22 protein-coding genes and 1 tRNA gene are annotated in these 18,209 nt (G+C 70.1%); 6 read left to right on the top strand and 17 right to left on the bottom strand.

The window, feature by feature from the left end; all coding sequences use genetic code 11:
- Positions 1-549, top strand: a complete 549-nt coding sequence (locus CPY97_RS03510) for a hypothetical protein (RefSeq protein WP_096420813.1) — start codon at positions 1-3, stop codon at positions 547-549.
- Here the strand turns inward: CPY97_RS03510 and CPY97_RS03505 are convergent.
- From CPY97_RS03505 to CPY97_RS03460, 10 genes are all read right to left on the bottom strand, one after another.
- Entirely contained in the window at positions 546-1,046 is a 501-nt protein-coding gene (locus tag CPY97_RS03505) for a Na+/H+ antiporter subunit E (RefSeq protein ID WP_096420812.1), read from the bottom strand. The genes CPY97_RS03510 and CPY97_RS03505 overlap by 4 nt on opposite strands.
- The gene (locus CPY97_RS03500) at positions 1,046-2,821 is read right to left on the bottom strand and encodes a complex I subunit 5 family protein (protein WP_231924121.1); all 1,776 of its coding nucleotides are present in this window, start codon (positions 2,819-2,821) and stop codon (positions 1,046-1,048) included. The genes CPY97_RS03505 and CPY97_RS03500 overlap by 1 nt, the downstream gene beginning before the upstream one ends.
- Entirely contained in the window at positions 2,821-4,356 is a 1,536-nt protein-coding gene (locus CPY97_RS03495; RefSeq protein WP_231924022.1) for a complex I subunit 5 family protein, read from the bottom strand. Before CPY97_RS03495 ends, CPY97_RS03500 begins: the two co-directional genes overlap by 1 nt.
- Positions 4,353-5,810, bottom strand: a complete 1,458-nt coding sequence (locus CPY97_RS03490) for a complex I subunit 5 family protein (protein WP_096420810.1) — start codon at positions 5,808-5,810, stop codon at positions 4,353-4,355. The genes CPY97_RS03495 and CPY97_RS03490 overlap by 4 nt, the downstream gene beginning before the upstream one ends.
- Complete coding sequence (locus tag CPY97_RS03485) at positions 5,810-6,106, bottom strand: NADH-quinone oxidoreductase subunit K (RefSeq protein ID WP_096420809.1); 297 nt, start codon at positions 6,104-6,106, stop codon at positions 5,810-5,812. Before CPY97_RS03485 ends, CPY97_RS03490 begins: the two co-directional genes overlap by 1 nt.
- On the bottom strand, positions 6,103-7,083 hold the full coding sequence (locus CPY97_RS03480) for a hydrogenase subunit MbhD domain-containing protein (protein ID WP_161494052.1): 981 nt from the start codon (positions 7,081-7,083) through the stop codon (positions 6,103-6,105). The genes CPY97_RS03485 and CPY97_RS03480 overlap by 4 nt, the downstream gene beginning before the upstream one ends.
- Positions 7,080-7,403, bottom strand: a complete 324-nt coding sequence (locus CPY97_RS03475; RefSeq protein ID WP_096423310.1) for a cation:proton antiporter — start codon at positions 7,401-7,403, stop codon at positions 7,080-7,082. Before CPY97_RS03475 ends, CPY97_RS03480 begins: the two co-directional genes overlap by 4 nt.
- On the bottom strand, positions 7,403-7,666 hold the full coding sequence (locus CPY97_RS03470) for a pH regulation protein F (protein ID WP_096420807.1): 264 nt from the start codon (positions 7,664-7,666) through the stop codon (positions 7,403-7,405). The genes CPY97_RS03475 and CPY97_RS03470 overlap by 1 nt, the downstream gene beginning before the upstream one ends.
- 10 nt (positions 7,667-7,676) lie before the next feature.
- The gene (locus tag CPY97_RS03465) at positions 7,677-10,406 is read right to left on the bottom strand and encodes a cation-translocating P-type ATPase (RefSeq protein ID WP_096420806.1); all 2,730 of its coding nucleotides are present in this window, start codon (positions 10,404-10,406) and stop codon (positions 7,677-7,679) included.
- 83 nt (positions 10,407-10,489) lie between these two features.
- Positions 10,490-11,368, bottom strand: coding sequence for a squalene cyclase (locus tag CPY97_RS03460; protein WP_096420805.1), 879 nt, complete (start codon positions 11,366-11,368; stop codon positions 10,490-10,492).
- 92 nt (positions 11,369-11,460) lie between these two features.
- On the opposite strand from CPY97_RS03460, the gene CPY97_RS03455 reads away from it, so the two are divergent.
- Positions 11,461-12,030 carry a dihydrofolate reductase family protein gene (locus CPY97_RS03455; RefSeq protein WP_096420804.1) on the top strand — a complete coding sequence of 190 codons (570 nt, stop codon included), beginning with the start codon at positions 11,461-11,463 and terminating at the stop codon, positions 12,028-12,030.
- A 12-nt stretch (positions 12,031-12,042) separates the two neighbouring features.
- On the opposite strand, the gene CPY97_RS03450 is transcribed toward CPY97_RS03455, so the two are convergent.
- Entirely contained in the window at positions 12,043-12,534 is a 492-nt protein-coding gene (locus CPY97_RS03450) for a cupin domain-containing protein (protein WP_096420803.1), read from the bottom strand.
- Between the two features lie 68 nt (positions 12,535-12,602).
- Here CPY97_RS03450 and CPY97_RS03445 point away from each other — a divergent pair, with 68 nt between their 5' ends.
- Positions 12,603-13,427, top strand: a complete 825-nt coding sequence (locus tag CPY97_RS03445; RefSeq protein ID WP_096420802.1) for an aldo/keto reductase — start codon at positions 12,603-12,605, stop codon at positions 13,425-13,427.
- A 9-nt stretch (positions 13,428-13,436) separates the two neighbouring features.
- Here CPY97_RS03445 and CPY97_RS03440 read toward each other — a convergent pair.
- The 4 genes from CPY97_RS03440 to galU form a co-directional block, all read right to left on the bottom strand.
- Positions 13,437-13,512, bottom strand: a tRNA-Ala gene (locus CPY97_RS03440).
- Between the two features lie 72 nt (positions 13,513-13,584).
- Positions 13,585-14,544 carry a hypothetical protein gene (locus CPY97_RS03435; RefSeq protein ID WP_096420801.1) on the bottom strand — a complete coding sequence of 320 codons (960 nt, stop codon included), beginning with the start codon at positions 14,542-14,544 and terminating at the stop codon, positions 13,585-13,587.
- 18 nt (positions 14,545-14,562) lie between these two features.
- Positions 14,563-15,213 carry a GNAT family N-acetyltransferase gene (locus CPY97_RS03430; protein WP_096420800.1) on the bottom strand — a complete coding sequence of 217 codons (651 nt, stop codon included), beginning with the start codon at positions 15,211-15,213 and terminating at the stop codon, positions 14,563-14,565.
- 9 nt (positions 15,214-15,222) lie between these two features.
- Positions 15,223-16,116 (bottom strand): UTP--glucose-1-phosphate uridylyltransferase GalU, encoded by an 894-nt coding sequence (gene galU, locus CPY97_RS03425; RefSeq protein ID WP_096420799.1) that lies wholly within the window; start codon positions 16,114-16,116, stop codon positions 15,223-15,225.
- Positions 16,117-16,172: 56 nt separating this feature from the next.
- On the opposite strand from galU, the gene CPY97_RS03420 reads away from it, so the two are divergent.
- From CPY97_RS03420 to mscL, 3 genes are read left to right on the top strand one after another with little or no spacing between them, the layout of a single operon-like run.
- On the top strand, positions 16,173-16,751 hold the full coding sequence (locus tag CPY97_RS03420; protein ID WP_096420798.1) for a 5-formyltetrahydrofolate cyclo-ligase: 579 nt from the start codon (positions 16,173-16,175) through the stop codon (positions 16,749-16,751).
- Between the two features lie 35 nt (positions 16,752-16,786).
- Complete coding sequence (locus CPY97_RS03415; protein ID WP_096420797.1) at positions 16,787-17,089, top strand: FmdB family zinc ribbon protein; 303 nt, start codon at positions 16,787-16,789, stop codon at positions 17,087-17,089.
- Between the two features lie 45 nt (positions 17,090-17,134).
- On the top strand, positions 17,135-17,569 hold the full coding sequence (gene mscL / locus CPY97_RS03410) for a large conductance mechanosensitive channel protein MscL (protein ID WP_173826859.1): 435 nt from the start codon (positions 17,135-17,137) through the stop codon (positions 17,567-17,569).
- On the opposite strand, the gene CPY97_RS03405 is transcribed toward mscL, so the two are convergent.
- Both CPY97_RS03405 and CPY97_RS03400 read right to left on the bottom strand, forming a co-directional pair.
- Positions 17,566-18,012, bottom strand: a complete 447-nt coding sequence (locus CPY97_RS03405) for an ACT domain-containing protein (RefSeq protein ID WP_096420796.1) — start codon at positions 18,010-18,012, stop codon at positions 17,566-17,568. The two genes, mscL and CPY97_RS03405, sit on opposite strands and share 4 nt — an antisense overlap.
- A complete protein-coding gene (locus tag CPY97_RS03400; RefSeq protein ID WP_130281154.1) occupies positions 18,009-18,206 on the bottom strand; it encodes a hypothetical protein in 198 nt (65 codons plus the stop codon). The genes CPY97_RS03405 and CPY97_RS03400 overlap by 4 nt, the downstream gene beginning before the upstream one ends.
- Positions 18,207-18,209 lie beyond the last annotated feature (3 nt).

Here is an 18,209-nt window from a genome sequence, read left to right as displayed (position 1 = left end):
GTGAGCACTGTCGAGCTGCCAACCCGACTGCCGCGCTGGCTGCTCGCGCGCCGGGGAACGTCACTGCCCGTCGAGCGAATGCGACTGCGCCTGGCGGCATACGTGTACGGCGGAACCCTCGTGCTCGGGGCGATCGCGCTCGCCAACGGCGAAACGATCGTCGACGGTCACGCCGCCCTCGTCGTCGCCGCGACGACAGCCACTACCTACCTCGCGCATGTGCTCGCCCACCGCGTCGGCGAGCAGATCGGCCACCCGCGCGGCACCGAGCGTGACCACTGGCTGCAGGAGGCCCGCGACTCCACGCCGATCCTCTTCGCGGGGATCACCCCGACCGTCGTGCTGCTGCTTCCGATGTTCACCTCGCTGCCGACCGAGGCGGCCCAGCTCATCGCCGGCGGCTGGATCGTGTTGCAGTTTTCGCTTCTCGGAACTGACGTCGCGCGCCTGAGCGGCCGCCGGCCGACGGCGCGCACCCTGTGGAGCGGCATCGCGTTGGCGCTCGCCGCCGGGGTCGTCGTCGTATTGAAGGTGACGCTCGCCCACTAAGACAGAGCGCGCTCGATGGCGGCGATGCGGGTTTCGAGCGCGGCGAGCGCCGCGTCCAGGTCGAGCTCCGTCGTGATGACGTGAATCTCCAGCTCGTCCCCGTCGATGCGCGCGCTGAGCGTGCCGGGTGTCAGGTTGGTGGCGAGCGCCAGGGTTACACGCCCGGCAGCCGTCGCGAGGCTGGTGCGCCGGGTCACCCATGCGGGGTCCACGTCGGGGCGCGGCAACCACAACGCCCGGCGTGCGACGTCACCTCCGCCGGCGATGGCGCTGCGTGCTAACCAGCCGAGTAAACGCAGGCTCGCCGCCGTCGCCGTGAATCCGCGACTGAATCCGAGCGGGCGTCCTCGTCTAGGCAGCCCCGTCACCATGTAGGTCGCGGCTACTCCGATGGGCACGGCCGCGAGCGCATAGACGAGCGCGGAAGGGCGCAGTTCGGTCACCGCACACCACGCCGCCGCGATCACCACGGTGCGAACCAGGATGGACACGACCATCAGCTTCCCCCTCCGCCCATCGCCACGAACACGAGGGCGGCAGCAAGCGCGGCGGCGGCGAGCGCGCCCGAGATCACCCAGCTTCCCAGCCGCGCTTGCAGGCCATCGATCGCCAGCATCGCCGACGGCCCCCGCCGCACGCGCTCCACGAGCGCGTCGCGCGTCGCCCCAAGAACTCCGGATGCGCGGATCACGCCCCGCATCGTGCCACCGGCAGCCCGCTCAAGCAGCACCACGATGTCGCCCTCGGGCACGATGTCTCCGCGTGGATGCAGCAGGCGAGCATCCCGGAATCGCGGCCGACGCGCGAGCGCGGCCGCGGCCAGCGCGAGGGCGATCCCGAGCAGGAACGGCCACGACTGGTCGACGACGGGGCCGGGCGAGAACCAGCCGGGCACGGTGAGCGGGGGTGCGAACCCGGTCGCGAGCCACCACACGGGGGCGGCCGCGGCGAGCGCCAGCACCGCCCAGGCCGCGGTGCTGATCGGTTTTCCGGCGGTGCGGCGGCGCGTTCGGCGGCTCATGGCGATGGCGAATCGGGCGAGCAGCACGGTTGACCCGACGGCAAACCACGGGAGGATGTCGGCGAGCGCGACCACCGGAAGGCCGGGCAATGCGACGTCTCCGAGCGACTCTTTCGACACGTACTTGGCGATGAAGCCCGCCGTCAGCGGCGCTCCGGCAAGGCCCAGCGCGGCCACGGTCTGGGGCACGACGACAGCCCACGTGGGGGCGCGGCTGAGATCCCACACCTGGATGCTGAAGAACAGCGCGCCCTTGATCAGCCCGTGGGCGACGCTGTAGACGACGGCAGCGGCGATGGCCGCGGGCGCGATCGCCGGCTCGAGCAGTGCCGCACCGATGAGCGCGGTAATGAAGCCCATCTGGCCGATGCTGCTGTACGCGAGAATCACCTTCGGGTTGTCGTGCAGCACGCCGACGACGGCAGCGAGCAGCCCCCCGACGAGGGCGAGCGTGACGAGCAGACCGCCCCAGAGCGGTTCGGCGGCCCCCTCGCCGAGCGGCAAAAAGCGCAGCAGGCCGATGATTCCCGCTTTGAGCATCACACCCGACAGCACGGCGCTGGCCGGGCTCGGCGCGGCGGGGTGGGCAAGGGGCAACCACACGTGCAGCGGAATCATGCCGGCCTTCACCCCGAAGCCGATGATGAGCAGCGCCACGATGACGTCTCGAGCGTCTGATGCGGCGACCGCCGCAGGCACGCTGATAACGTCGGTGACGCCCTCGGACGCGATGAGCAGGAATGCGCCCAGCACGGCCGACTCCCCAAACACCGTCATCACGAGGTACACCGCGCCGGCCCGGCGCGCCGAGGTCGTGCGGTCGTGCACGACGATCGCGTAGCCGAGGAAGCTCATGGCGGCGAACACGAGGTAGAACGTGACGAGGTTCGCCGCAACGAAGACCCCCACGTTCGCGGTGAAGCACAGCAGCAGGAAGCCGTTCAGCCCGGCGGGGCGCTCGGAGATCGACCGTGGCACGAACGCCAGCGCGATGCCGTACAGGATGACCGCGAGCAGCACGAGCGGGCGCCCCACCTCATCGAGGCGGATCGCGGTGCCGAACAGCATCCAGTCGACCGTTTTCAGCGCGCCGTCGTCGAGGCTCGCGACGATGCCCGTCGGCACGACCGCGAGCCACGCGTACTGCACGACGAGCTCGCGGGCGCGGGCACGCGCCTCGCCCGCCCCGAGACTCAGCGCGGCGATCGTCGCCGCCACCAGAAGCGGGACGACGAAGGAGAGAGTCCACATCACGGCCATGCTCCCTCCCCCACGATCTGCGCGAGAACCCAGGGCGAGTAGCCCCAGCCGGCGGCGACGCCAAACAGGATGACGAAGAGCGCGGTCGCGACCGCGGGCAGCAGGAGGCTCGCGGGCGCCTCCCAGCCCGAACGCCGGGCGGGTACCGGGAACGTGCCCTCATCGCTGCCCTCCGACTCTGATCGCGGCGACGTCCAGATGGTCGCGATGATCGGCAGGAAGTAGGCGGCATTCAACACCGTGCTGGTCAGCAGCACGGCGATCACCCACGGCTGGCCCGCGTCGAGCCCACCGAGCCCGAGCGCCCACTTCGAGATGAAGCCGGCGAACGGCGGCAGCCCGATCATGCCGAGCGCGGCGATGGTGAAAGCGGCGCTCGTGATGGGCATCCGTCGGCCGACCCCGGCGAGCTGGCTGACCTTTGACAGCTTGAGCTCTTCGGCGAACAGGCCGGCGCAGAAGAACAGCGTGATCTTCATGAAGCCCTGGTTGACCATGTGCACGATCGCCCCGGCGGTGGCGATCGGCGACAGCAGCGCCGCGCCGAGCGCGATGTACGACACCTGCGACACCGTCGAATATGCGAGGCGCTTCTTCAGGTCGTCCTGCGCGAGCGCGCGGACGGACCCGTAGACGATCGTGACGGAGGCGACGACGGCGAGCGCCTGCAGCATCCCGAGCTCGGCGAACAGGGCCAGGCCGAAAACGTCCTCGACGATGCGGATGATTCCGAAGGCGCCGGCCTTCACCACGGCCACCGCGTGCAGCAGGGCGCTCACCGGCGCGGGGGCCACCATGGCAATCGGTAGCCAACCGTGCAGCGGGAACAGCGCGGCCTTCACGCCGACGCCGAGCAACAACACCGCGCCGATCACCGTCGCGGTGAGCGGGTCGCGGGCGGCGAATTCCGCCACCTCGGGGATACCGCCGGCACGGAACTCGACCGGCCCAACCTCGAGGGTCAGCCAGGCGACGCCGAGCAGCAGGGCGACGCCGCCGCCGAGCGTGTACGCGAGGTAGATGCGGGCGCCGCGCAGGGCCGCCCGCGTTCCGCGGTGCGCCACCAGCGGGTACGTGACGAGCGTCAACAGCTCGAAGAAGATCAGGAAAGTAAGCAGGTTGCCGGCCAGGGCGATACCGACCGTGGCCGTGACGCACAGGCTGAAGAAGCCGAAGAACCGGCTGCGGTTGGGCGAGCCCTCCAGGTAGCCGACGGCGTAGATCGTCGTCGCCAACCACAGGCCCGCCGAGAGCGCGACGAAGAACAGCGAGAACGTGTCGGTGACGAATACGATGTCGAGCCCGGGAATCCACGTGAACTCGGCGCGTAGCTCCTCGCCCGCCACGACGCGCGGAATCAGCACGATCACGAGCACAACCTTCGCGATCGCGCCGGCGAGGTTCAGGGTGGTGCGCAGTACCGTCCGCTTCTCGCGCAGCGCGAAGATCAGCATCGCCGGCACGAGCGACGTCAGCAGAAGCACGACCGGCAGCGCGCTCATCACGGTAACCGTGTCATCGTTCATGCGCCACCTCCCATCGGCGCAGCACTCAGAACATCAATGAGCAGCCACGGAATGAGACCGAGCACCACCGACAGGGCGGCGAGCGCCAGCGGCACGATGGCCACGGTGCGCGCGGGCCGGGTGAGCTCGCGGGCGCCCGAGAAGTCACCGGGCGGGTTGAAGGTGGCTCGCAGCATGCGCGCCGTGTAGGCGAAGGTCAGCAGCCCGCCGCCGAGGAGCAGAGCCAGCCACCACCAGGCGCCCGCGTCGAGCGAGGCTTGCACGAGCATCCATTTGCCGACGAAGCCGAGCGTGGGCGGAAGCCCCGCGAGGCTGACGCCGGCGAGCCCGATCGCGGCGACCGTCCACGGCATGCGGCTGATGGTGCCCTCGAGCCCGTCGAGCCGACCGGTGCCGGCCGCGGCGGCGAGCGCTCCGGCGGCGAGGAACATGGCGGCCTTCGCGACGCCGTGAGCCAGAGTGATCAGAATGCCGCCGATCCAGGCCACTTGCGGGTCGCTCGCGGTGAACACGAGCGGCACCAGCAGCACCATGTACCCGACTTGGGCGACCGTCGAGTAGGCGATGATCGACTTCAGGCGGTCGCGTCGCAGCGCGAGCACCCCGCCCCACAGCACGGCGGCGGCGCCCGCTACGCCCACGGCGGTCGCGAGCGGAGCGGCGAGGTCGGTGAGCGGGCCGAAGTACTCGACGATGCGCCACAGGATCACAATCGACGCCTTGATCACGAGCGCCGAGAGCAGCGCACTGACCGCCGTCGGGGCAGCGGGGTGGGCGGCCGGCAGCCACGAGTGCAACGGGAACAGCGCCGTCTTCGCGGCCATGCCAACCACGGTGAGCGCGATGATCGCCCCGACGATGACGGTGTCATCGGCGCGCTCGGCGGCCTGCGCCAGGTCGACGGTGCCGGTGTGCCCGTACGTGAGGGCGACCGCGAGCAGGAAGAACAGCGAGCCGGTCACGGCAACGAAGAGGTAGCGCAGGGCGGCTGCGGCCGATCGCGCTCCCCCCAGGGCGACAAGCGCGACGGATGCGATGGTCAACAGCTCCAACAGCACGAAGGCGGTGAACACGTCGCGCGTGACAAAGACGCCGTTGACGGCCGCGGCCGCCGCACCAACGAGCGGCCAGAACGCGTGCCCTCCCGCGAAGTGGTCGTCGGCGGCGGCAACGAGCGCAGCAGCCAGCACCGCGGTTGCCGACAGGCCGATCATGACGACCGAGAGCCCGTCCGCGGCGAGAAGGATTCCGACGGGCGGCGCCCAGCCAGCCACCTCCAGCCGCACGGGGCCCGCGTCGAGCACGGCGATGCCCAGCAACACGGCGAACATCAGCGTGGCGGCGGCCGCGATGACCGTCAGCGTCGCCGCCGCTCGCCGAGGCAGCACGGCCGACAGCGCGCCGACCGCGAGGGGCAGAAAGACGGGCGCGAGCACGAGGGCTGCGGCCGACATCACTGCTCGACCTCCTCGAGGTCGTCGTCGAGCTGCTCGACCCGTCGCGCCAGCACGATGGCGATGCCCGTGACGGCCGCCATGACGACGATGCCCGTGAGCACGAGGGCTTGCGGCACGGGGTCGGGCTCGCCGTCGCCGCGATCGGCGAGCGCCAACCACAGCAGCATGACGCCCCCAGAGGCGACGTTGAGGGCGATCAGGCGGCGAATCAGGTCGCGTACCAGCAGGGTCGCGGCAACCCCCACCACGAGGATGAACGCACCGGCATACATAAACAGCTGCAGGGTGGTCACGCGGCACCCCCCAGGGCTGGGGCGGCTGCCGCGCTGTCGACGGCCGCCGCATCGTCGCGCGAGCCGGCGGCCAGGAAGAGCATGGCGAGCGCGACCCCGATGCTGACGGTGAGCAGGGTCTCGATGGAGAGAATGGCCGCGAACGCCCAGCTGAGGTCGAGCGCGAGCCACGTTCCCGTCACCGCGAGCCCGATGCCGCCGAGCAGGATGAACGCCAGCAGGCCCGCCACGACGAGCACGAGCGCGCGCCCTCCGGCCGCGCGGGCGGCGCGCACCCCGCACAGGTGGGCGATGATGAGCGCGGCACCGAGCACGGCACCGGCCTGGAAGGCTCCGCCGGGCTCACTGGTTCCGGCCACGAGCAGCCAGGCGGCGAGCAGCACGAGAGCCGGCACGATGATGACGGCGATGACGCGCCGAACCGGGCCCGGGTCGGTCACGGTGCGGATGCGGTCACGCGACAGCGCCGCGGCACCCACCGCGGCGAACACGACGACCGCGATCTCGAGCAGCGTGTCGAGGTTGCGGAAGTTCAACAGCACCGCGGTGATGGGGTGGCTCACGCCGCTGCGCTCGACGGCCTCCAGGGCGAGCGGCCCGAGGTCGGCGGGCTCCGCCGTGAGACGCGACAGCACGGTCGCAAGGGCGGCGAACGTCACCGCACCGAGCGCGGCGCCGACCGCCGTGATCGCCACCGCGCGACGATGGTCGCGCTTCGGCTGCGCGGGCTGTCGCCGGTGAAGTGCATCGACCAGCAGCGCCCCCGCCACCCCACCGCCGAGCGCCGCCTCGGCGATCGCCACGTCGGGCGCGGCGACACGTGCCCAGAGCAGCGCGAGCAGCAGGCCGAAGACGAGGAAGGCGATGGTCGCGCCGACCCGGCGAGGAATCGCGATGGCGAGTATCGCGGTGACGGCGACGGCCGCCACGACGAGCACGTCGAGCACGTCGACGTCGGAGAAGGCGATGACCGTCACGGCTCCTCCTCCGTCTCTACCTCGGCCCGCCGCCTGCTGCCCGCCATGAGGTAGGCGTTCGCGGCGGTGCCGATGAGGGCGAGAATCCAGATGAGGGCCAGCTTCGCCACCACGCCGACCGCTGCCCATCCCGGTTCGGTGATGAGAAGGTGCAGGGCGAGCGCGGTGGCGATGAGTCCGAGGCCGAGGACGTCGGCCTTCGACACCGCGTGCAAGCGGCTCGCGAGGTCGGGGAAGCGCAGCAGCCCCACCGTGCCCGCGACAACGAAGAAGACACCCGCCGCGAGCAGGGTGATGACGAGCACGTCGACGATGACCATCAGCGCACCGACCGCCGAGTGAACACGACCGCGACGATGGTGGCCAGGCCGACGACGACGATCGCGATGTCACGCAGGGCCGGCAGGTCGGCGATCGCCGCGAGCACGATGAACAGGGCGGCACCGCCCGCGCCCAACAGCACGAACGCGGTGAGCCGGTCTTCGATCGTCGGGCCCGCAACGGCGCGCCACAGCCCCGCCAGGATGCAGGCAAACAGGATGAAGGCCGCCACGATCAGGGCGACACTGACCGCGGCGCTCACAGGGTGTCCGTCATCGCGGTGCCGCCTCGGGCATGAGTCGGCGCGTGATCGCCTTCGTCACCTCGATGGCGACGTACACGGCGGCCGCGATCGCGAACGCGAGCGCCCACGAGCTGGCGGGCAGGGGGGCCGAGCCGAACAGGGTGTTCATGAACGGCGCGTACACGAACAGCGCCTGCAGCACGAGCAGTCCGCCGATCGACAGCCACACGATGGGATTCGAGAACCACTGGGCTGGCGACACCGTTGCCCCCCGCAGGTTGCGGCACGTCAGCAGGTAGCCGATCTGCGCGACCGCAAGGGTGGTCACGGCGAGGCTCTGCGCCTGCGGGTCGTCGACGCCCTGTCCACGCGCGAGGTAATACATGGCAAGGGTTCCCCCGCCGATGAGCAGCGAGGCGAGTGCGATCTGGATCAGGTGGGCCGCGCCGACGATCGGGCTGTCCGGGATGCGCGGTGCGCGCTTCATGACGTCGGCCTCGGCCGGTTCGAACGCGAGGGCGAGTGACAGGGTGACGGCCGCGATGAGGTTGACCCACAGGATCTGCACCGGGGCGAGCGGGATCGACAGGCCGAGCAGCACGGCGACCAGCAGCACGAGCGACTGCGCGCCGTTCGTCGGCAGCAGGAACACAACCGACTTCACGATGTTGTCGAAGGTGCGCCGGCCCTCCTCGACCGCGCGCGTAATCGTGGCGAAGTTGTCGTCGGCGAGCACGATCTCGGCGGCTTCCTTGGTCGCCTCGGTGCCCTTGATGCCCATGGCCACGCCAACGTCTGCGCGGCGCAGAGCGGGCGCGTCGTTGATGCCGTCGCCGGTCATGGCGACGACCTCGTTGTGCGCCTGGAGCGCCTCGACGATGCGCAGCTTGTGCTCGGGGCTCACCCGGGCGAACGTGTCGTACCGCTGCACGATGTCGCGCAGCTCATCGTCACTGGCGGCGTCGAGTTCGGCACCGGTGATGGCCTCGTCGGCGTGGTCGTCGTCGGGGTCGATGATGCCCATCTGGCGGCCGATCGCCGTCGCCGTTCCGGCGTGGTCTCCCGTGATCATCTTCACGCGTATTCCGGCTCGCTTCGCGTCGTCGATCGCCTCAATCGCCTCGGGGCGAGGCGGGTCGAGGATACCGACGACGCCAACGAAGACGAGGTCGTCGTCGAGGTGCGCGAGCGCGAGGTCGCTCGTGTCGGGTTCGGCGGCACGCTGCGCCGCCGCCAGCACCCGCAGGCCATCAGCGCTGAGCTCGGCGATGCGCTCGCGCCAGAAGTCGACGTCGAGCGGCTCAGTGTCGCCGTTCGCCCCGAGCTGTGCGACGCAGCGGTCGAGCACCCGATCGGGCGCCCCCTTCACGTGCACCGTGACGTCGCCGTCGAGGCCGCGGTCGAGGGTCGCCATCAGCTTGTGCTCTGACTCAAAGGGAACAGCCGCGAGGCGCTCGAACCCCTCGGGAACGGCCTGCGCCTTGTGCGCGAGCGTGACGAGGGCGCCCTCGGTCGGCTCGCCGACGATCGACCACGCGCCAGCTTTCTCTCGGAGGCCCGAGTCGTTGGCAACGGCCATGACCGTGATCAACTGGCGCAGAGCATCCTCTCTGGTGACGTCGACCTCAGCGCCGTCGCGGCGGATGCCTCCGCTCGGGTCGTATCCCGTTCCGTCAACGTCGTAGGTGGCCTCGGATGTCACGACCCGCTCAACGGTCATCTCGTTCTTTGTGAGCGTGCCCGTCTTGTCCGAGCAGATGACGGTGACGGATCCGAGGGTCTCGACGGACGCGAGCCGGCGGGTGATCGCGTTGCGGCGAGCCATCGCCTGCACGCCTAACGAGAGCGTGATGGTCACGATGGCGGGCAGGCCCTCGGGGATCGCCGCGACCGCGAAAGTCACCGCGACGGTCAGCAACAGGGGCACGGGGTAGTCGTGCACCGCAAAGCCGAACACGATCAGCAGCACCGCAACGGTCAAGATGATGCGAGCCAGCAGAACGCTGAAGCGGTGAATCTTGCGCTCAAGCGGGGTCGACAGTTGCTCGACCGATTCGATCATCGTGTTGATGCGACCGATCTCGGTCTCGGCGCCGGTCGCGACGACGACACCGGTGCCGCGGCCGCTGACGACGAGGCTGCCGGAGTGGCCGATCGACGTGCGGTCACCGATGCCCGAGGCCTTGTCGACCGGGTCGGCGCTCTTCGTGACGGGCTCAGACTCGCCCGTCAGGCCCGCCTCTTCGACGCGCAGCTCGGTGGAGTGAGTGATGCGGATGTCGGCCGGGATGCGGTCACCCGACTTCACACGCACCACATCGCCGGGCACGAGGTTCTCGGCGTTCGTGCCGACCCACTCGCCGTCGCGGCGCACCTGAGCGCGCACCGACAGCATGCTGCGCAGGCCGTCGAGGGCGCGCTGGGCGCGACCCTCTTGAATGAAGCCGATCAGCGCGTTGATGATGGCGACCGCGAGGATGACGCCCACGTCGACCCAGTCGAGCAGGAACGCCTTCAGCACGGCGGCCGCGAGCAGCACGTAGATAAGAACGTCGTTGAAGTGCCGCAGCAGGCGCTTCCACGCCGGGTCGGGTGCCTTCTCGGGCAAACGGTTCGGGCCAACCCTCTCGAGTCGGCGGGCAGCCTCGTCGGCGCTCAACCCATCGGCCGTGACGGTGAGAGCCGCGTAGGTCTCGTCGACGCTGGCGGCGTGCACGGCCGCGGGGGCGCGAAGCGTGGTGTCCGAAGCGTTCGACATGGGGCTCCGATCGGGTCGAGCACACTGAAAGCAGGCAAAGCTTTTCCGTCAGACTACCCGGACGCGCCGCGTGGCAGGAACTGTCAGGAGTTCACCGGGCTGCGGGGTCGGCCGACGGGCACGTCGATCTCGAACCACACGGCGCCCGCATAGCGCCTGCCCTGCAGCCACGTGCCGTCGCCCTGGCGGGCATCGCGCACGATCGCGACCGTGTCGGCGGCGCGCTCATCGGGTGGAACGCCGTCATGCAGGAATGCCCGGCGCAGGTAGTCGAGCGCATTGAGCGCCGTGTACACGTGCCGGAAGGGGTAACCGAAGAGGTCGACCCAGGGGCCGACCTTCTCCCCCGTCGACGCGCGGTACAGCAGGCGCCGGGTGAGCAGGTACTGCTCGCCGCGGTGCCGCACCTCGCGCAGCCGGTCGTCGCCGGTGCGGATCTCCCAGTCGAGAATGCCCTTCAGCGCGTTCAGGGTCGAGTGAAAGCTGGAGCGCGTCGAGCCCTCGGCGCCGAGCCAGGCGCCGTTGGCGAGCGTAAAGCCGTTGATGCACGCGTCAACCTCGCCACCCCAGTAGGGCAGGTCGTCGTACTCCCACCGACTGTTCGCGTCGAGCTTCTCGGCCGTGCCGGCGAGCGCCGACGCGTCGAGACCCCACTCGCGCAGGGTGTTCAGCGACCACGTCGTGGCGGTCCAGGGCTGACCCGCGCCGGGCGCGGCCTCGGGGCCGTGAAAGTCGAAGCCGCCCGGAAAGTAGGCGCCACCCGCCCACTGGCCGTCGGGGTCTTGGTGGGCGAGCATCCGCGCCCCTAGCCCATCGGTCGCGACCCGCGCCCGCGTGGCCTGCCACATATCCTCCGGCGCGCCGAGCAGGTCGCGTTCGACCTGCCAGGCCAGCGCCGGGTCGGTGGCGAGCATCCAGTCGATGAGTGACGGGTCGAGAGAGTCTCGGGTGTCGGCGGCCATGGCGCGAGGCTACTCGCGTGCGCCGACACCGACCACCCCTCGACAGCGCCGTGCCCTCTGACGACAATAAGTTCGTCGCGAGGAGGCACACCATGGCGAAGTCGTCACGCATCATCTACTCGGTCATCGCGTCCCTGGACGGCTATATGACGGATGCGGACGGCGACTTCTCGTGGGCGTTTCCGTCGGAGGAGGCGGTCGCCTCACTTACTGCCGACCTCGCGGGCGTCAGCACGTTCCTGTACGGGCGGCGAATGTACGAAACGATGCGCGGGTGGGAGACCGACCCGACGTATGCCGAGGGTTCGCCCGCCTCGGCGGAGTTCGCCGCCGCGTGGACTGCGGCCGAGAAGGTCGTCTTCTCGCGAACACTCGATCGGGTCGACACGAGCCGAACGCGCCTGGAGCGCGCCCTGAGCCGAGAGCTCGTCGAGCGACTGCGTACGGAATCCGAGGGCGACCTCACGATTGAGGGGCCGACGCTTGCCGCCGACGCGTTTCGCCTGGGCCTCGTCGACGTCGTCGAGGTCATGCTCTGCCCGGTGATCATCGGCGGCGGCCTGCCCATCTTTCCCGACGGCGTGCGCCTCGACCTGACCCTGACCAACGAGAAGCGGTTCGAGAACGGCTTCGTGCAGCTGTCGTACGCACGCCGCGACTAGCGGGTCGGGCACCTAGAGGACGAGCCCGTGGCGCTCGACGAGCGGCATCGTCGCCTCGAAGTCGACCTCCGCACCGTATTCGGCCGCCAGGGCAGGAAGCGTCTCCGGCGAGTACTCGCCGCCCGGCTCGGCCAAGAGCCGGAACATCTGCTCGAGCCCGCCCGGCACGATGATCTCGAGGACGCGCAGCTCGTCGTCGCCGGCGTTCCAGAACGTGTGCCAGCGCCCTCGTGGCTTCACGACGACATCACCGACCGTCGCGGTCACCTCGACGCCCTCGTCGATGACACCGAGCGTGCCGGCGAGCACCACCGAGTACTCGTCTTCGCGAGAATGCCGATGCACCGGGGCTGCCAGCACGCGCGGCGCCAGAGTGTGCTCGACGAGGGCGACTCGGCCCCCGCTCGCCGCGCTCTCGACGATGAAGCGATCGAGTGATCCCGGCTCGCCGGTAACGTCTCCGTCGCTGCGGCGGATGACGCGTGGACCCTCGTCGGTCTCCATGGCCCCCGATGGTACGCCCGGCTGGGCACCCTGTACAGGGCCGGAGGAGGGCGCGATAGCGTGCATCCATGCCTGAATTGAACGACGGAACGACCCTGCCCGATATCGGCTTCGGCACGTACCCGCTGCGCGGCGAGGAGGGAACGGCCGCGGTGCTGAGCGCCCTTTCGCTCGGCTACCGCCTCATCGACACGGCCGTGAACTACCAGAACGAGGATGCTGTGGGTCGCGCCATCGCAGAAACTCCCGTTCCGCGCGACGAGATCATCGTCGCCACAAAGGTGCCGGGCCGCGATCACGGTTACGACGAGACGCTGCGCTCGTTCGACGGCTCGATGGAGCGGCTCGGACTCGACGTGCTCGACCTGTACCTGATCCACTGGCCGAACCCGAACGTCGACAAGTACGTCGACGCGTGGCGCGCGATGGTGCGCCTGCGCGAGGAGGGCCGCGTGCGCTCGATCGGCGTCTCCAACTTCACGGCCGACTACCTGACGCGCGTCGCCGAGGAGACCGGCGTCATGCCGTCGGTCAACCAGGTCGAGCTTCACCCGTTCTTCCCGCAGGAGGAGCTGCGCGCCTTCCACTCCGAGCACGGCGTCGTCACCGAGGCCTGGAGCCCGCTCGGCAAGGCTGCTCCCGTAAAGGAGTCGGCACCGGTCGCGTCGGCGGCCGCGGCGCACGGGGTGACGCCCGCCCAGGTGATCTTGCGCTGGCACCAGCAGATCGGCTCACTGCCGATCCCGAAGTCGGGCAACCCGGAGCGGCAGCGCGAGAACCTCGAGCTCGGGGGCTTCACCCTGAGCGACGCCGAGGTGTCGGCGATCACCGCGCTCGGCCGGCCCGACGGGCGCCTGTTCGGTGGCGACCCGGAGACCCACGAAGAGATGTAGTTCGCGAACTGGTGGACCTGAGGGGAATCGAACCCCTGACCTTCTCATTGCGAACGAGACGCGCTACCAACTGCGCCACAGGCCCTAGAACGACGTCAACCTTATCACCGAGAAACGGGCCGGATGCACACGGACTGGCCCTCGAGATCGCCGTCGGTTAGCCTGCGGCGCGGCGCCGCTCGAGGACTTCGTCGAGGTCGGGAGCGCGCGTTGGCAGCCCGTCGAGCATGCCCATCGCTGCGAAGCGACTCGGCTGCTCGGCGGCCGGCTCGGGTGCTGCGGCAGCCGCGGCCGGGGTCGCGGCAGGCGCTGCCGGCACAGGCCCAGCGGCCGACGCGGCCGCCTCCCGCTGCGCCTTCTCGGCCTCGGCCGCCGCGGCAGCGAGCACCGCGGCGTGGTCGATCGCGCTGCGACGCAGCTCGGGGCGCGGGGCGACGTCGATGGCCGTGTCGAGGTAGAGCGGCTTCGGCAGCGGGACGGGAGTCCACTGGCGCGGGGCCCGGCGGCCCTCCGTGGCCGGCGCGAGGTCGACGAAGTCGCTGCCGGCTCCCGCTCGCGAGCCGGTGCCGGCGAGGACGGCCGACTTGCGGCGGCCCGCCCGGGCGAGCCCGACGAGCAGCACGACGCCGCTGATGACGACGACCGAGGCGAAGGCGGTCCACGCCCACGCACCCAGGCCCGCCGACACGACGATGCCGACAAGGGACAGGAACGTCACGAGCGTGGTGACCGCCCGCGAACGGCGAAGCCGACGCTGGCCGGTGCGCGCAGCATCCACTTCGGCGACGAGGCCCGGGGCCTGCGCCGCCAAGCGGGCACGCAGCGCGCGCTGCGCGGCGACCTCACGAGCGCGAGCGATCGCCGCCTCCTCGCGCTGACGGGCGGCAAGCGAGCGTTGCTGCGCCGCCGCCTCGCGCGCCGTCAACTCGGCGCGCACCGGCTCGGGCAGCTCGGTCGTCTGCGCCATGATGCGCAGCGTCTGCTGCAAGCGGATCGCGTTGCGCTCGGTCGCGAGATATTCGCGCCGCCGGCGCCACAGCGGAATCAGGTACCACAGCCAGAGCACGGCTGCGAGCGCAATCAGTAGGGCAGTACCGGCCCCCGAACCCTCAGCCATGGCACGAGGTTAGGGCCGCTACGGCAGGCGCAAGCCTCGGCGCGCCGCGATGCGGTCGACCTCGGGCACGTCGGCGACGTGCTCGGGCACGCGGCCCTGCTTCCAGCGCTGCAGCACTCCCACCGGAACCTCCTCGACGGTCAGCGCAAAGCAGAAGTGGTCGCGCCAGTCGCCGTCGATGTGGATGAACCGGCGCCGCAGCCCTTCGTAGCGAAACCCGAGCTTTTCGACCACGCGAAGCGACGGCGCGTTCTCGGGTCGGATGCAGATCTCCATGCGGTGCAGGCCCACCGAGAAAAACAGATGGTCGGTCGCGAGCGCCACCGCGGTCGGGGTCAGCCCGCGCCCCGCGAACCGCTCGGCAACCCAGTAGCCGAGCGTCGCCGACGCGAGCGAGCCGTACGTCATCTGCGAGACGTTCAGCTGGCCGGCGAACTCGCCGTCACACTCGATGACGAACGGCAAACCGCTGCCGGCGCGCGCCTGCTGCAACAGGCCACGGATGCTGCCCTTCGTATCCCAGGCGAGGTTCTGATTGGGGCTGGTCGCCTCCCACGGGCGCAACCACGCACGGTTGCCGACCAGTTCGCGTTCCAGGATGCGCGCATCCCGAGCCCGAATCGGACGCAACAGCGTCGCGCCGTCGCGCAGCGTGGGAATGGCGGCCATAAAGGCCTGTTAGTCCTCGAGCTCGGCGACGAAGCCCGTCAGCCAGCGACGCAGGTCGGGGCCGAGGTCGTCGCGCTCGGAGGCGAGCTGCACGATGGCCTTGATGTAGTCGAGGCGGTCGCCCGTGTCGTAGCGGCGGCCGCGGAACACGACCCCGTAGACACCGCCGCTCGCCTCATCGTGCGCGAGCTCGAGCATGGCGTCGGTGAGCTGAATCTCGCCACCCTTGCCCGGTTCGGTGCGCTCCAGCACGCCGAAGATCTCGGGCTTCAGCACGTAGCGTCCGATGATCGCGAGGTTCGACGGGGCGGTGCCGGGCGCCGGCTTCTCGACCAGGTCGGTGATCTTGACGACGTCGTCGGTGTCGGTCGCCTCCACCGTCGCGACACCGTACAGGTGCGCCTGGGCGGGGTCGACCTCCAACAGCGCGACAACCGACGCGTTGCGCTTCGTGGCGACGTCGATCATGCGCGGCAACAACGGGTCGCGCTCGTCGATGATGTCGTCGCCGAGCAGCACCGCGAAGGGTTCATTCCCGACATGCTGCCGGGCCCGGAACACAGCGTGGCCGAGACCCTTCGGGTCGCCTTGACGCACGTAATGCATGTCGGCCAGGTTCGTCGACTCCATGATCTTCTCGAGCTTCACGTCGTCGCCCTTGCGCTTGAGCGTCGCCTCGAGCTCGGTGACACGATCGAAATGGTTCTCAAGCGCGTACTTGTTGCGGCCCGTGATCATGAGCACGTCGGTGAGGCCGGCAGTGACGGCCTCCTCCACCACGTACTGGATCGCGGGCTTGTCGACGACGGGCAGCATCTCTTTCGGCATCGCCTTCGTCGCCGGCAAGAACCGGGTTCCGAGTCCTGCAGCGGGGATGACGGCTTTCGTGATCGGTCGCGACATGACCTCAGCGTATCGGGACACCCCGGCAGAGCGCGGGCGCGCCTACGATGCTGTGTATGTCGAGCGACCCGGTCAGCGCCAAGCGTGCGCTGCGCGCCGAATTGCGAGAGCGGCGGCGCATTCGGCCGGCGCCCGAGCGCGAGGCGAGCACAGCATCCCTGACGACGCAGCTGATTGCGCTCACCCAGTCGCTGGGGGCACGCACCGTCGCCTGCTACCTCTCGACGCCCGACGAGCCCGACACCCGCGCCTACCTCGCCTGGGCGCGCGAGAACGGGGTCGACGTACTCCTTCCCGTGTCACGCGATGACGGGCTGCTCGATTGGGCGGCATACGACTCTGACGACGAAGGCGAAGACGTGCTCGGAATGCCCGTGCCTCTCGGCGGAATTGTGCCGCCGATCATGGTGAACGAGGTCGGGCTCATGCTCGTGCCCGCAGCAGCGTGCGACACCGGAGGCATGCGGATGGGCTGGGGGCGCGGCTACTTCGACAAGACGCTCGGCTCGATGGACAACCGCCCGCCCGTCTTCGCCGTGCTCTTCGACGACGAAATCGTGGATGCGCTCCCCCACGAACCACACGACCAGCCCGTCGACGGGGTGGTCACCCCGGGTGGCATTCGGCGCTTCTGAGCGCACGTATCCTTGACGGCGGAGGACCCACCGCCATGCCCACCTACTCCTACCGTTGCACCGCCTGCTCGAACGCGTTTGACGTCCAGCAGGCCTTCACCGACGACGCGCTCACCGAGTGCCCCGCCTGCCAGGGTCGCCTGCGCAAGATCTTCTCGGTGACCGGCGTGACCTTCAACGGGTCGGGCTTCTACCGCACCGATAGCCGCGCGGGCGCGAGTGAAGGGTCGGGGCCTGGTTCATCGGACTCAGGCTCGTCGGGCAGCTCATCGTCGAGTGGGGCGAGCTCGTCCGACTCGGGGTCGAAAACTTCCGCGCCGGCGGCCGCCGCTAGCTAGGGTCAGGAGGGTCGACCTCCCGTCCCCTCCCCTGAAGGAGCCACCATGCTGAAGGGCTTCAAAGAGTTCGTCCTACGCGGCAACGTCGTCGAGCTTGCTGTCGCGGTTGTCATCGGCGCGGCGTTCACCGCCGTTGTCACAGCCATCGTTGACGCCGTGATCAACCCGGCGATCGGCGCTCTGTTCAACGCAGAGTCGTTGTCGACCGCCTTCGTCATTGCGATCCCCACCACGACGGGCGGCGAGGCACAGTTGGTGTTTGGTGCCGTACTCGCGGCCATCCTGAACTTCCTCATCGTGGCGGCCGTCGTGTACTTCGCGCTCGTGTTGCCGATCAACACGCTGAAGCGCCGTGCAGAAGAGCGCCGCAAGGCGGGCGAGCCCGCCGTGTCGGAAGACGCGCCGCCCACCGAGACAGAGCTGCTCGCCGAGATCCGCGACCTGCTGGCCGCCCAGCGCGGGCAATCCTCAGGGAGCTAGCCCCGAGCATCCCCCGGGCGCGCCGCGTCTCGCTGAAGCGCGCGCACACTCGCCAGAGCATCGGATGCTCGTGGCCAGGGCACGAAGATGTGATCGTGGAAGAACCCCGCGACCACGTTCGCCGGGATACCCTCCGCCGCGAGTGCCGTCGCGACCGCTGCCGTGAGGCCCACCGCCTCCAGGTCGGAGTGCACTTGCAGGGTGATGCGCGCGAAGGGCGGGCTCACCCGCAGGCGTGCGGGAGCGTCGCCGGCCGTCGGCAGGTCGTGCTTGCGCAGCACCGACGTCACCCCCTCTGCTTCGACGACGGTGACCTCGGCGCCGGCGAGCGGCTCGGCAGCGGTGGCGAACACCCAGGCGTCGGGGTCGAGCTCTGGCTGCATCGTGGCCAGCAGCTCGCCGAGGTCGCTGACCCCGCGCGCGGGGCGCTCGACGTCGCTCATGCGTAGTGCGGGGGCTTGTCGGCCCGCAACCGGTCGTCGTTCTCGCCCGAACCGTGGCGCTCCGGCTCAGCGGTGAGGGGCGCGCGGGCCGGCGCCGGGTCAGACCCGGGCGGGGCCGCGGTGGTGACCCGCCGACGGGCGCGACGGGGGCGCGGGGCGTCGCCCCGAGCATCCGCGGAGTCGTTCGTGGTCACGCG

Origin of the sequence: Microcella alkaliphila (assembly GCF_002355395.1) — a bacterium.
Taxonomy (GTDB): Bacteria; Actinomycetota; Actinomycetes; order Actinomycetales; family Microbacteriaceae; genus Microcella; species Microcella alkaliphila_A.
Note: the sequence above shows the minus strand (reverse complement) of the source record. Positions and strands in the feature narration are given on the sequence as shown.